Raw genomic sequence first — 14475 nt, 5'->3', positions numbered from 1 at the left:
AATGAAGAAGGTCTTCTTTTTAACCAATGCGGTAGATTTAGCTAATTCAAGTGATGGATTGGCTAAAAAGATACATGCACAAACTAAAGCCTTTCAAGACTGTGGGTATGCAACAGAACTAGCGGGTTGTTCAGGAGACTTTTATAAAATTGGAGAGCACCAGTTTTCAATTCAAGAATCTGGTGTTTTTAAGAAAACTGATGAAATATTAAAAAAAGTTGAGAAATATATTCTTGAACAAGAGAGTTATGAGATCCTCTATATACGGAAGTTCTATTTTACTCCGAAATTTTTATCCTTTTTAAAAAATATTCGACAAAAATTCAAATCTATTTTATTAGAGTTGCCAACTTATCCATATTATGGTGAATTACAAACGATCAAAGCAAAAATTGGATTTTGGATAGAGTGTTTTTTAGTCATTAGAAAACTATATAAATATATTGATAAAGTTGTAACCTTTTCAAGTGATAAGAAAATATATGGTATTGATTGTATAAAAATATCCAATGGTATTGATTCTTCAGAGCAAATATATTTTGAAGAACCAAGTAGAGATGTAATTCATTTTATTAGTGTATCTTCTATTAGTTTTTGGCATGGAATAGACCGGTTTATCTTGGCACTAAAAAATCATGGTGAAGATAATGTGCATTTTCACGTGGTTGGTGGAGATAATGAAGTTTCGTTATCACTGCAAAGTATGGTAAGTGAATATAGTTTAAAAGATAAAGTAACTTTTCATGGGCATAAAAGTGGGGAGGAGTTAAAAGCTATATATGCTATAAGCCATATTGGTGTAGGAAGTTTAGGGCGACATAGAAGTAATATTTACTACTTAAATTCTTTAAAAAATAGAGAGTATATTGCAAAAGGTTTACCTGTTATTTATTCGGAAATAGATGATGGGTTGGAGAACCTTTCTTATGTATATAAAGCTACTCCAAATGAAGAACCTATTGTCATTAGTGATATTATTTCATGGTTTAAAACCTCAAGTATTAATCGAATAGAAGTTTTAAAAGATTCAGATAGGTTTCTTTGGAAAGGGCAAATACAGAGTATTCTAATGAATTTGGAAAGATAAGCTTTTAAGGAAATTATTGGTATCTGATTATGTATGCTGAATTGCGATATGATATTAGAAATGCTATTTTTTATTTAGCAAGTGTAATGATTTTTATCATTGCTTTTTTTTTAATTGGTTTTTCTCCTGTTCTTGGTTTTATTTATTGTTTAATCACATTGTCTTTAGGAATAGGTAAAACATTAGTCATAAGGAGTCTGTATTCATTAGGTGCAGTATTTAGTTGTGCTGTGATGGCAGCCTCAAAAAATTATGCAACTTATAACCCATCTGATGATTTTTCTAATAATTATTGGCCTGTATATCAGGATTTGGTGCACAGTAAATCTTTTTTTGACAATGTGTTTGCAGATAATTATGAGTACTTTTTAGGTTTCTATTTAAAAACTTTAACGTATATAAATGGTGCACCATTTAACCAAACCCAATTAATGTTTGTTATTTGCTTTAGTGTCCTTGTTTTATTTTATATTTGGCTTGAAACTTTAGGCTTAAAGAGAATACCTTCAGACAAAAAGTCCTTCTGTGTCGCGATGTCTATTGGGTTGTTTCAATTTTTAATTACATTACAATATGTTAGACAGATTTTTGCATTAATCTTTCTTTTATATGCTATAACTTTTCTTCTCGATAAGAAAAAAAGACAAACTTTAGTTTTTTTTATATTAGCCTGTTTTTCTCATACTACCTCAATTATATTATTTCCTTTATATGTCTTAATAATGAAAAAGGGAAAGCGATTTACAATAAATGTTGCAATCCTTGGTGGTATAATGGCAATTTTGTTCTTTGGTATTGTAAATTTCTTATCAGCATTATCTTTTGGTGCAGAGTTTTTCTATAAACTTAGTTATTATCTCCAAGTGGGGGATAGGGCGAATTCTCTTGCCGGATTTAAGTTTTTAATACCAAGTTTAATTTTATCTTGTTTTTTCTTTGCTAAGAATGAGTATCTTGAATCTTGGAAAGCATTTCAGATAAATGGGGCAATATTATTTTCAGCATTATTTTTTATACCTGAATTACCTTTAAGGCTTTTTGGTCTTTTAATTATGGTTCTTCCTGGGTATTTATTGTTCCTTTCTTCATATAGGATTGGTAATTTTTTCAGAATTATTTTAATTTTATATTTTGTATTCTATGGGTATAGGTTGGTTATTAGAGACTATATTAGTTTGAGTGGAACAGAAGGTGATTTTATGGGTTTGTGGTATAGTTATCCATGGATAGGAGATCACCTCTTTTATTATATGCGTAGTTTACTTTGATTAATAATCCATTTCATTCTTTTACTAATTTAGAGTTTTTTTATGAATAGTGCAATAATAGTTTTATTTAATCCTGATCTGACGCATCTTAATAACTTTATAGGCCAGCTAAGTGGGCAAATCGACAAAATTATTTTAGTTGATAATACTCCATACTCTTTAAAGCAATATGGTAACGATGAGTTTTCTGAAGAAAATATTATCTATATTGATTTAAAAGATAACTTAGGTATTGCCACTGCACATAATGCAGGTATTAAAAAAGCAATAGAAATTGATTCTGAATATGTCATTATATTTGATCAGGATTCATCTGTACCAGAAGGCTTTGTCAACTCTTTAGTTAGTGTCGATAAAATATTACGGAGCGAAGGAAAAAAAATTGCAGCAGTTGGCCCCTCTTATATCGATATTAAAACTAATACGATGGCCCCAGTAATTCAGTTTAATGGTTTGAAGGTTAATAGAATAATTCCTAAAGAAGAGGAATTATATACTTCAGCAGATTACATTATCTCGTCCGGTACACTCATCCATGTTGATGCTTTTAAAACAGTTGGATTGATGATGGAAGAGTTATTTATTGATTATGTTGATTTGGAATGGGGGTTGCGTGCCAAGAAAATGGGGTATCACTGCTTTGTGGCGAATCATGTTGTTATGAAACATTCGATTGGTGATCGTTCAATAAAAGTTCCTTTTTCAAATAAACACGTTAATATTCATTCTGATTTTAGAAAGTATTTTATTATTAGAAATGCATTTTTCTTGATTCTATATTCAAATTTACAGGCAAATTGGCGTATTGTGCAAATACCTAAAACCTTTATGTACTTTGGTTTTTTATGTTTATTTGTGTCACCAAGATTAAATAATGTGAAGATATTCTTTCAGGCATTCAGAGATGCAGTAACAAAAAAAATGGGTAAAGGAAGTATGTAATGGTAGATAACATGCCTAAGACCATTGCTTCGATCGTTTTATATAAACATAGCTATGCTGAGTTAAAAGCAACACTCGACAGTTTATTTGCCACTCCAAGCATTGAAAAAGTTATTTTGGTAGATAATCATTCAAGTAACTGGGCTGCAACATTTCAACATCCTAAAGTTGTTTATGAAAAATCAGAGGGTAACTTTGGTTTTGGTTATGGGCATAATGTCGCCATTCGTAAATATGCGCCAAAAAGCGATTATTTTCTCATTTGTAACCCTGATATTTACTTTGATGCTGAGCAATTTGCCCAATTGCTAGACTTTGCTCAAAGCCGACCTGAAGGTTTGTTTTTACCAAAAATTGTCTATGATACTGGTGAAGACCAACATGGTGCGCGGTTAATACCAACTCCCTTGAACCTGTTTGCCCGTCGTTTTTCCCCATCTTTTGCCAAAAAGCTTGATCAACAATATTTGTTAAAAGATTATTCACTTAATCAGCCATATTTTGTGCCTTATCTTTCAGGTTGTTTTATGTTATTTGATGCGGCGAAACTTTTAGCAATTAATGGTTTTGATGAACGTTTTTTTATGTATATGGAAGATGTGGATTTATCTCGTCGTTGTGCAGACCAATTTGGTGCTGTGTACTATCCATTAGTACAAGTAGTGCATGTTCACGAACAAGCATCATATAAAAACAAACAATTACTTAAAGCACACTTAAAAAGCGCGATACAATACTTCAATAAATGGGGATGGATTTATGATATGGGGCGTAGTAGGCTTAACGCAAAATGTTTAAATCAATTTTCTAAATAATGAAGCATTTAAAATGAAATTCGTAGGTATATTCAGATGTTAAAAAGGCTTGTAGATATCATGATTGCCCTATCTGCCTTAATTCTTCTAATGCCTGTTTTTTTGATTGTAATTTATAAAGTTAGGAAAAACCTAGGTTCCCCTGTCTTTTTCTTACAAGAACGTCCGGGCAAAGATGGTAAATTATTTAAAATGATTAAATTCCGCTCTATGAAGGATGCGGTTGATCAACATGGCAATATTTTACCAGATGAAGAGCGAATTACCCCTTTTGGGCAAAAGTTGCGTTCTACCACACTCGATGAAATGCCTCAGCTAATTAATGTGCTTAAAGGTGATATGAGCATTGTAGGGCCACGTCCACAGTTGCCAGATTTTTTGGAGTATTACACGCCAGAGCAGATGCGTCGTCATGAAGTTCGACCGGGTATGACTGGTCTAGCGCAGGTAAGTGGACGTAATAATTTGAGTTGGGAAGAAAAGTTCGATCTAGATGTGCAGTATGTCAATACACAAAGCCTTTGGCTCGATTTTAAAATTATGTTTAAAACAGCAGAAGTCATGCTAAAAAAAGAAGGAATTAATGCTCCAGATCAAGCTGTAGGAGCAAGTCGTTTCACTGGTTCACGCGATAAATAAATTTTTGTAATTAAATATAGTTGGTAACAGTTCAATGATTAAAAAAGCAGTTTTGCCAGTTGCGGGTTTAGGTACCCGGTTTTTACCAGCGAGTAAATCGATTCCCAAAGAAATGGTTACAGTTGTTGACCGCCCTGCCATTGAGTATGTGGTACGTGAGGCAGTTGAAGCAGGTATAAAGCAAATTATTTTTGTGACTCATTCTGCGAAGGTTGCTATTGAAGATTATTTTGATCATGACTTTGAATTGGAAACAACATTAGAACAAAAACAAAAATATGATTTGCTTAAAGAAATTACTGATATTTTACCTAAAGATGTCAGTATTGTGAGTGTACGTCAACCAAAGCCTTTAGGCTTGGGGCATGCGGTACTCTGTGCTAAGAGTATAGTAGGTGATAATGATTTTGCTGTACTTTTACCTGATGTGTTGGTTAAAAATAAATCTGAAAAAAATGATTTGGCTCGTATGATAGAGCGTTACGAAACAGTAAATGCTGCCCAAATTATGGTTGAAGCTGTGCCAGAACATTTGGTTGATCAGTATGGTATCGTCGATGTGTCACATTCACCTGCTGCTGGTGAAAGTATCGTCATGCAAGGCATTGTAGAAAAGCCTGCTATAGGCACCGCACCGTCAAATTTATCAGTAGTTGGACGCTATATTTTACCCGCAAAAATTATGCAACTTTTAGAACAAACCCCTAAAGGTGCTGGCAATGAAATTCAATTGACTGATGCGATTGCTTTATTACAGCAAACAGACCATGTAGAAGCTTATTGTATGCAAGGTCAAACTTTTGACTGTGGTAGTAAGTTAGGCTATTTAAAGGCTGTGTTGCACTATGGGGTTGAACACCCGCAATTAGGACAAGCATTTAAAACGATGATTGCTGAGTTAGAACAATAAGAGATTGTAGGTATAAAATGAAAATTGCGGTTTTTGGTGCAACTTTACATGCCGGAGTAATGGCAGCATTGTTGGCTGAGTATGGTAATCAGGTATTTTGGTGTACCAGCCCTGCCTGTGAGGAACAAGCTTGTATCTTGACGTTTCAAGATAAAGAAGTAAATTCCTATTTAGATAAACAACGCCAAGCTGGTTTTTTAGAAGAATGTTCTTTTTCAGCAATTCCGTTAGACGCTGAAGTTTATTTATTCTGTTATAGTCCAACGCAATTGCAGCTTGCTTTAAATACAGTAGAAAAACTTAGCCAGCGTCCAATTATTCATCCTCGTTTAATGATTAATGGTTCAACTTTTGGCTTACAAGGAACCCAAAAACTTAAACAGTATTTACCAAAAGATGAGTGGGTGTATTTTCCTGATGTAATCCAGGAAGGCAATGCTATCAATAGTGTCCTTAATGTAAAACATGTAATCGTTGGCGCAGAAACTGAATATGCATGCGATATTATGCGCGAATTATTACGACCGTTTTTCCGTTTTAGTTATCAATATCTTTTTATGCCAATACTAGACGCGGAGTTTACCAAGCTGAGCATTTCGGGCATGTTGGCAACGCGCGTTAGTTATATGAATGACTTGGCTGTAGTTGCGGAAAAATTGGGTATTGATATTGCCAATGTTAAACATGGTATTGCAGCAGATACACGTATTGGTGCAGCGTATTTATCCGCTGGTGCGGGGTTTGGTGGCGAAAACTTTTCTCATGATATTCTGACTTTATCGAGTACTGTATCAAAAACTGGGATAAAAAGTCGACTGTTAGAACAGGTTTGGGAAATTAATGAGCAACAAAAAGAAATTTTATTCCGCAAGTTATGGAATTATTATCATTGTGATTTAAATGGAAAAACCGTTGCAATTTGGGGGGCGGCCTTTAAGGAAAATACCTCAAGTACACATAATTCGCCAATTCATGTCTTGTTAACGGCGTTGTGGGCGCAGGGGGTAAGAGTGCGTTTACATGACCCACTAGCGTTAAATGAAATTGAAAAAAAATATGGCAAACGTGATGATTTAATATTATGCGCTGATCAATATGATGCAGTTAATGGCGCTCATGCGCTTTGTTTAGTGACGGCATGGAAGCAATATTGGGGGCCAGATTTTAAACGGTTACAACAAAACATGAAACATCCACTCATTTTGGATGGGCGTAATATTTATGACCCTGCATATGTCAAGGCCCGAGGTTTTGCATATGAAGGAGTAGGTCGTTTATGAGTAAAAATATAGAGCAATTCCCAAAAGAAAAGCTGCCAAGCTCAATGCTGATGTCACAGTTAAAGTTATTAGGGAAACAGTATGAACATCTTCACTTAAATGAGTTGTTTGCTGCGGAGCCAGAACGTTTTCAGAAGTATTCCGTTCATTTTGATCAACTTCTTTTTGATTATAGTAAACATCGTGTAAATCAAACTGTTTTAGATCAGTTGGTGACTTTGGCTAATGCCAAGCAATTAAAACCATGGATTGAACGTTTATTTTCACAAGAAAAAGTAAACTGTACAGAGCAACGTGCAGCGATGCATTGGGCATTACGTTTACCAGAGGGACATGCACAGTTTCCTGAACTGACCAAACAAGTTCATTTACAGCTTGAACGAATGTATGCGTTGGTTGAAAAAATCCATGCTGGACAATATCGTGGTGCAACTGGTGAAGTTATTCAGGATGTAGTAAATATTGGAGTAGGTGGGTCCGACTTGGGGCCACTTATGGTAACTCATGCATTGTCTGACTTTAAAGTGCAAACAGAAAAGCCTTTAAATGTACATTTTGTTTCAACAATGGATGGTAGTCAGCTTTCTGAAAAGCTACATAGACTACGCCCAGAAACAACATTATTTATTATTTCCTCTAAGTCATTTGGTACGATTGACACGTTATCAAATGCACATACAGCTCGTCAGTGGTTAGAAAAAGCATTAGGGGAATGTACTCGTGTATTGAAGAGTCATTTTATTGGAGTATCGACCAAAGCTAATAAAATGACCGAATGGGGAATTGCTCCTGAAAACCAGTTATTGCTGTGGGACTGGGTAGGAGGGCGTTACTCACTATGGTCTTGTATTGGGTTACCAATTGCTTTATTGATCGGTGTAGATGGTTTTAAACAGCTTTTAGCTGGTGCTCACGCTGTTGATGAACATTTCCAACAAGCACCATTTGAGCGGAATATACCAGTTCTAATGGCATTATTGGGGATCTGGAATAATAATTTCTTAAATATGCAAACTCATGCAGTTTTACCTTACGATGGCCGTTTGAAATATTTTGCTGCTTATTTGCAGCAGCTTGAAATGGAGTCTAACGGTAAATCAGTACAACGTGATGGTCAAAAAGTTGAATTAGATACATGTCCTATAGTTTGGGGTGAAGTTGGTCCAAATGCACAGCACGCATTTTACCAGTTATTACACCAAGGATCATTCTCGGTAACTTGTGATTTTATTGCTCCAATCCACCGATATAATGCAGACCATTTTACATATGCTGATAGTGCTGAAGCATTGGTTGAGCAGCATCATTTAGCTTTGTCCAACTGTTTGGCTCAGTCGAGATTACTTGCATTTGGTAATCAGGCGCTGAATACTGCTGAGTTAGAAACTTTGCCAATTTATAAACAGTATGAAGGTAATCAGCCAAGCTCAACATTGTTACTTCAAGAGCTTAACCCTTATAGCTTAGGTATGCTCATTGCTCTGTATGAGCATAAAGTATTTGTCCAGTCAGTGATATGGAACATTAACCCATTCGATCAATGGGGAGTTGAAAAAGGGAAGCAAATTGCTGATCAGCTTTTACCAATTTTAAATCGTAAGCAAAGCGATTTATCAGCATTTGATGCCTCGACACGTGGTTTGTTGAAAATTTTGTTAGGGAAAAGTGAATAAATAATAAAGATGAATATTGGATTATTATGATAAATGATATATCAATATTCTAACCTATTTAAAAAGGCTTCTCATAATATGACGAGAAGCCTTTTTTGTGGCTGTATTGTGGTTGATCAAAAATAGTATAAGCACCTGAATCATGATGTATTGGATGGCACTAATCTTACTTATGGGATGTTTTAGAAGTGATAAAAAATAGGAGGACTATAGTGTCCTCCTATTCTATTTGTATGACTTAAACTAAGACTGAATCAACCTAGTCAACTCATCTACATAACGCTGCATTGGCTGAGCTTGACGGTCTGCACGACTTTCAATATTGAGACGTAATAACGGTTCAGTATTTGAAGCACGGACGTTAAAACGCCATGCGCCAAAGTCGAGGCTTACACCATCGGTACGGTCAATTTGTGGATTTTGATCGGCATAAAAATCAAAAATCTTTTGAATAGTGATCTGTGTATCAGCTACTTTAAAGTTGATTTCACCACTGCAAGGGAACTTGGTAATCATGTTTTCAACTAAGGTTGAAAGTGATTGTCCTGTTTCAGAAAGTAGGGCAATAGTGAGTAACCAAGGAATCATACCGCTGTCGCAGTAAGCAAAGTCACGGAAATAGTGATGGGCACTCATTTCGCCGCCATATACCGCATTGTGTTCACGCATCACATCTTTAATGAACGCATGACCAGATTTTGACTGTACAGCGACACCTTTGTATTCATCTACGATATCAAATGTGTTCCACACTAAACGCGGGTCATGCACAATTTTCTCGCCTGATTGCTTAATCAAGAAAGCTTGAGCCAATAGACCAACAATATAGTAGCCTTCAATGAACTGACCTTTTTCATCAAATAAGAAGCAGCGGTCAAAGTCGCCGTCCCAGGCAATTCCCATATCTGCTTTATGCTCAATTACAGCATTACGGGTACTGTCACGGTTTTCAATTAAAATTGGGTTGGGAATCCCATTTGGGAAAGTACCATCTGCTTCATGGTGAATTTTAATAAATTCAATAGGTACGTTAAGCGTTTTAAATTTTTCTTCAATGGCATCAATGACATGACCCGCAGCCCCATTACCTGCGTTTACCACCAATTTAAGGGGGCGGATTTTTGCAGGTTCAATGTAGGTGATTAAGTGATCAACGAACTCAGGTAAAATGTTATAACTTTGCGTTGTACCTTTTTGACTAACTTCTTCAAAGTTATTGGTTTCTGCTAAAGCCTGAATTTCTTTTAAACCGGTATCAGCACTAATTGGACGAGCATTTTCTCGAACCAATTTCATACCGTTATAGTCCATTGGGTTATGACTCGCAGTTACTTCAATACCACCTTGTACATCTAAATGGAAAGCGGCGAAATAGACTTCTTCAGTACCCGTCATACCTAAATCAAGCACATTCACACCCGCATCATTTAAACCGCGGATGGTCGCTTGTTTTAAAGATTCACTGCTTAGACGAACATCACAACCTACAACCACGGTCTTTGGTTTATAGATTTGTCCATATGCGCGGCCAATTTTAAAGGCGATTTCTTCATTCAATTCGGTGCCGAGTTTACCTCGGATATCATAAGCTTTAAAACACGTTAAAGTAGTCATTATTCAATTCAATACAAGTGGTTTGAGTTGTGTGCACATTATACATAGATCATGAAACAGGTATGTTTATAGTTTTTATATTCAAATTTTTCACTTCATTTCTGTAAGTCATATTTAAGTTTATAAGAAAGTATTTTTAAGACTTTAGTCTAATAAGAAAATTTCTAAATTAGAAAGAGCTTGATTTTACTTAGTACTATTGGTCTTACCAATTATGGTGACTATTTAATGATTGATCTTGCTAATATCTGCATTTATGATGTCTCCTGTGGTTTAAGGAACAACATTTGCACTTAATTTTTAATTGGTCATACCAATTGTGTTGAATGTTTAAGAATTTAAGGTACAAAAATTCGCCCCGGCATTTCAAGGAGATGACAATGCTCAATATGTGGCAACAACTTTATGACCCTTTAAATAATATTTGGCTGTCCAGTGCGGTTGCATTAATCCCGATTATTTTCTTCTTTTTAGCATTAGCAGTTTTTCGTTTAAAAGGCAGTATCGCGGGTACGGGCACAGTCATTATTGCATTATTGATTGCGCTCTTTTTCTATCAAATGCCGGGCCAAATGGCCTTTGCGTCAATCATTTACGGTTTCTTCTACGGTCTATGGCCAATTTCATGGATCATTATTGGGGCAGTTTTTCTATACAAAATTTCGGTAAAAACAGGCCAGTTTGAAGTTATTCGTTCAAGTATTTTGTCAATTACCGAAGACCAACGTCTACAAATGTTATTGGTTGGTTTTGCATTTGGTACTTTCCTTGAAGGAGCAGCGGGTTTTGGTGCTCCTGTAGCAATTACCGCTGCACTCCTTGTAGGTTTAGGCTTTAAGCCACTTTACGCTGCTGGTTTATGCTTGATTGTAAATACAGCGCCAGTGGCTTTTGGTGCAATGGGTATTCCAATTATTGTGGCGGGGCAGGTGTCAGGCGTAGACACTATGGAAATTAGCCAGATGGTTGGTCGTCAGTTGCCATTTTTAGTCATTATTGTGCTGTTTTGGATTATGGCGATTATGGATGGCTGGCGTGGTGTTAAAGAAACTTGGCCTGCGGTGTTAGTCGGTGGTGGCGCTTTTGCGATTGCCCAGTATCTTACATCTAACTTCATTGGTCCTGAGTTACCAGACATTACCGCAGCAATTGCGTCTTTGGTCAGCCTGACTTTGTTATTCCGTGTTTGGAAACCAAAACATATTTTCCGTTTTGAACCTGAAGCTGGGCAAACTTTGACTCAGCAACCTACTACAGTTCAACGTTATAGCATTGGCAAAATTGTGAAGGCATGGTCTCCATTTGCAATCTTAACCGTGATGGTGACGATCTGGAGTGTTAAGCCATTTAAAGCATTATTTGCAAAAGATGGTGCTCTTGAACATTGGATTTTTAAACTTGAAGTACCGTATTTGCATAAATTGGTCGAAAAAATGCCGCCAATTGTGGCAGAGATGAAACCATATGAAGCGATTTATAAGTTTGACTGGTTCTCTGCAACAGGTACTGCAATTTTTATTGCCGCAATCATCACTGCTATTTTCTTAAAAATGAAAGCAAGTGAGGCACTTACAACCTTTGGTGAAACACTCAATGAGTTGAAAACACCGATTTACTCCATTGGTATGGTCTTAGCGTTTGCTTTTATTGCGAACTATTCAGGTTTATCTGCAACTTTGGCTTTGGCTCTATCGCATACGGGTCATGCGTTTACTTTCTTCTCGCCATTTTTGGGCTGGCTTGGTGTATTCCTTACGGGTTCAGATACCTCTTCAAACGCTTTGTTCTCGGCATTACAGGCAACTACAGCGCAGCAAATTGGTATTCCGGAAGTGTTATTGGTGGCTGCTAATACCAGCGGTGGTGTAACAGGTAAAATGATTTCTCCGCAGTCGATTGCCATTGCTTGTGCAGCGGTGGGCTTAGTTGGAAAAGAGTCTGACTTGTTCCGTTTCACGGTAAAACATAGCATCATATTCACTGTCTTTGTTGGCATCATTATTACGGTTCAGGCTTATCTTGTTCCGTGGATGATTCCATAACTCCAGTGAAGGAAACGCGATGAGAATCTCCGATCAAGTGGTCATGAAATTGCAGGCATTAATTGAAGAGCGTCACATGAAAAAAGGTGACCGTTTGCCTGCCGAACGCCAGCTTGCAACTAGCTTAGGAGTTTCTCGTCCGTCTTTGCGTGAAGCAATTCAACAGCTCAATAGTCAAGGGGTGCTCAGTAGCCGCCGTGGCGATGGGACTTATATTCAGCAGTTACCTGAACAGTGGCCACAGCAACTGATTGTGAACCCGATTAGTAACCTGATTGAAGAAGATCCGCTGTACCGTTTTGATGTGCAAGAGGCGCGGTTATTGCTTGAGGGTGGCACAGCTTGGTATGCCGCATTACGCTCAACGCCTGAAGATCGCGCGAAAATTCATCATTATTTTAATGAAATTAGTCGCCATCAAAATGCGGGTGACTCGGCGCAGGCTGCTGTGGCAGACGCTGAATTTCACTTAGCGATTGCTGAAGCATCTCACAATGTGGTGCTGATTCAGATGATGCGTAGCTTGTTTGATTTGTTGCAATACAACGTCTTGTTAGGGCGTAAGAAAGTTTATAACGACCCCGTAAATGGTGACTTGCTGAGCGAGCAGCATTTTCAGGTAATGGATGCTATTGATCGTAAAGATCCCGAGGCCGCACGCCAAGCTGTCTGCGGTCATATTGAATTTGTGATTAATCATGTGCGTTCTCTGGATGAAGATGAAGCTCGCCAGAAACGTGCAAATCGTTTAAATAGAGTTGATTCAAAATGATTATTTCTTCTGGCAATGATTATCGTGCTGCGGCACAACGTCGCTTACCTCCATTTTTATTTCACTACATTGATGGTGGAGCGTATTCGGAATATACCTTAAAGCGTAACGTACAAGATTTGTCAGAAATTGCATTGCGTCAACGTGTGCTTAATGACATGTCAGCGTTAAGTCTAGAGACAAAACTGTTTAATGAAACCTTGTCGATGCCAGTTGCTTTGGCACCTGTAGGCTTAACAGGTATGTATGCGCGCCGTGGCGAAGTTCAAGCGGCGATGGCAGCCGACAAAAAGGGCATTCCATTTACGCTTTCAACGGTTTCTGTTTGTCCGATTGAAGAAGTTGCACCTGCAATTAACCGCCCAATGTGGTTCCAGCTTTATGTATTACGTGACCGTGGTTTTATGCGTAATGCTTTGGAACGTGCAAAAGCAGCAGGCTGCTCAACACTGGTATTTACCGTAGATATGCCTGTGCCAGGAGCGCGTTACCGTGATGCTCATTCGGGTATGAGTGGACCAAATGCAGCGATGCGCCGTTATATGCAGTCTATGTTCCACCCCCATTGGTCATGGAATGTTGGCTTAATGGGCCGTCCGCATGACCTCGGGAATATCTCTAAATATTTAGGCAAACCGACTGGGCTTGAAGATTATATTGGTTGGTTAGGTTCGAACTTCGACCCATCTATTTCATGGAAAGACCTTGAGTGGATTCGTGAATTTTGGGATGGCCCAATGGTGATTAAGGGCATTTTAGATCCTGAAGATGCCAAAGATGCGGTGCGTTTTGGTGCAGATGGGATTGTGGTATCAAATCACGGTGGTCGTCAGTTAGATGGCGTGATGTCTTCTGCTCGTGCATTGCCTGCAATTGCTGATGCAGTGAAAGGTGATTTAGCGATTTTGGCTGACTCAGGCATTCGTAATGGTTTAGATGTGGTGCGTATGTTAGCGCTCGGTGCCGATACGGTTTTACTTGGCCGTGCATTTGTTTATGCCTTGGCAGCAGCAGGTGGGCAAGGGGTGTCGAACTTGCTTGATTTAATTGATAAGGAAATGCGTGTTGCGATGACGCTGACAGGTGCTAAGTCGATTTCGGATATTAATGCTGATTGTTTAGTACAGGCGATGAAGCTCTAACGTTTCCGTATTAACTTTGATGATATTGGCACGACGGAGCCTTATCGGGAAAAGTTCAATGTAAGTAGCTAATTGCCGTTACTTTTTTAAAAAAGTAACCAAAAACTTTAGTTTCGATGACGGTACGTCCTTGCTACCGCATCGAAACGGCGGCATCCAGGCCGCCAACCACGATAGTAAATACAGGGCTGATTCACATTAGGGAATGAGCTAATTAAATTATAAATTACAAACGGTAAGATCCCGTCGTGTTGGTCTAATTTGATAAATGGATGACCAAAAGGAAACCAT

General features: G+C 37.6%; 12 protein-coding genes. 11 read left to right on the top strand and 1 reads right to left on the bottom strand.

The genetic code is table 11. The annotated features are described in order from the left end of the window. Position 1 precedes the first annotated feature (1 nt). The 8 genes from H7R46_RS18270 to pgi are packed head-to-tail and all read left to right on the top strand — an operon-like array spanning position 2 to position 8614. Positions 2-1087, top strand: a complete 1086-nt coding sequence (locus H7R46_RS18270; RefSeq protein WP_032052783.1) for a glycosyltransferase — start codon at positions 2-4, stop codon at positions 1085-1087. Positions 1088-1116: 29 nt separating this feature from the next. Then, complete coding sequence (locus H7R46_RS18265; protein ID WP_032052782.1) at positions 1117-2355, top strand: EpsG family protein; 1239 nt, start codon at positions 1117-1119, stop codon at positions 2353-2355. Between the two features lie 42 nt (positions 2356-2397). Beyond that, positions 2398-3297: a glycosyltransferase family 2 protein gene (locus H7R46_RS18260; RefSeq protein ID WP_032007150.1), complete on the top strand. Its 900-nt coding sequence runs from the start codon at positions 2398-2400 to the stop codon at positions 3295-3297. Then, positions 3297-4112, top strand: coding sequence for a glycosyltransferase (locus tag H7R46_RS18255; protein WP_005079614.1), 816 nt, complete (start codon positions 3297-3299; stop codon positions 4110-4112). The genes H7R46_RS18260 and H7R46_RS18255 overlap by 1 nt, the downstream gene beginning before the upstream one ends. 36 nt (positions 4113-4148) lie before the next feature. Further along, positions 4149-4751 (top strand): sugar transferase, encoded by a 603-nt coding sequence (locus H7R46_RS18250; RefSeq protein ID WP_032052780.1) that lies wholly within the window; start codon positions 4149-4151, stop codon positions 4749-4751. A gap of 34 nt (positions 4752-4785) precedes the next feature. Then, the gene (gene galU / locus H7R46_RS18245; RefSeq protein WP_086260831.1) at positions 4786-5661 is read left to right on the top strand and encodes a UTP--glucose-1-phosphate uridylyltransferase GalU; all 876 of its coding nucleotides are present in this window, start codon (positions 4786-4788) and stop codon (positions 5659-5661) included. 17 nt (positions 5662-5678) lie between these two features. Then, positions 5679-6941 (top strand): nucleotide sugar dehydrogenase, encoded by a 1263-nt coding sequence (locus tag H7R46_RS18240; RefSeq protein ID WP_002120822.1) that lies wholly within the window; start codon positions 5679-5681, stop codon positions 6939-6941. After that, complete coding sequence (gene pgi / locus H7R46_RS18235; protein WP_005071823.1) at positions 6938-8614, top strand: glucose-6-phosphate isomerase; 1677 nt, start codon at positions 6938-6940, stop codon at positions 8612-8614. Before H7R46_RS18240 ends, pgi begins: the two co-directional genes overlap by 4 nt. A 243-nt stretch (positions 8615-8857) precedes the next feature. On the opposite strand, the gene H7R46_RS18230 is transcribed toward pgi, so the two are convergent. Next, on the bottom strand, positions 8858-10228 hold the full coding sequence (locus H7R46_RS18230; RefSeq protein WP_086260832.1) for a phosphomannomutase: 1371 nt from the start codon (positions 10226-10228) through the stop codon (positions 8858-8860). 374 nt (positions 10229-10602) lie between these two features. Between H7R46_RS18230 and lldP the strand changes: the two genes are divergently transcribed. The 3 genes from lldP to lldD are packed head-to-tail and all read left to right on the top strand — an operon-like array spanning position 10603 to position 14184. Then, on the top strand, positions 10603-12270 hold the full coding sequence (lldP, locus tag H7R46_RS18225) for an L-lactate permease (RefSeq protein WP_170814181.1): 1668 nt from the start codon (positions 10603-10605) through the stop codon (positions 12268-12270). A gap of 19 nt (positions 12271-12289) precedes the next feature. Continuing rightward, the gene (gene lldR / locus H7R46_RS18220; RefSeq protein ID WP_002120807.1) at positions 12290-13042 is read left to right on the top strand and encodes a transcriptional regulator LldR; all 753 of its coding nucleotides are present in this window, start codon (positions 12290-12292) and stop codon (positions 13040-13042) included. Beyond that, the gene (gene lldD / locus H7R46_RS18215) at positions 13039-14184 is read left to right on the top strand and encodes an FMN-dependent L-lactate dehydrogenase LldD (RefSeq protein WP_002050500.1); all 1146 of its coding nucleotides are present in this window, start codon (positions 13039-13041) and stop codon (positions 14182-14184) included. The genes lldR and lldD overlap by 4 nt, the downstream gene beginning before the upstream one ends. Positions 14185-14475: the final 291 nt, after the last annotated feature.

The sequence above is a fragment of the Acinetobacter sp. BEC1-S18-ESBL-01 genome (genome assembly GCF_014169935.1).
Lineage (GTDB): Bacteria > Pseudomonadota > Gammaproteobacteria > Pseudomonadales > Moraxellaceae > Acinetobacter > Acinetobacter pittii.
This window is presented reverse-complemented; position numbering and strand designations above follow the sequence as displayed.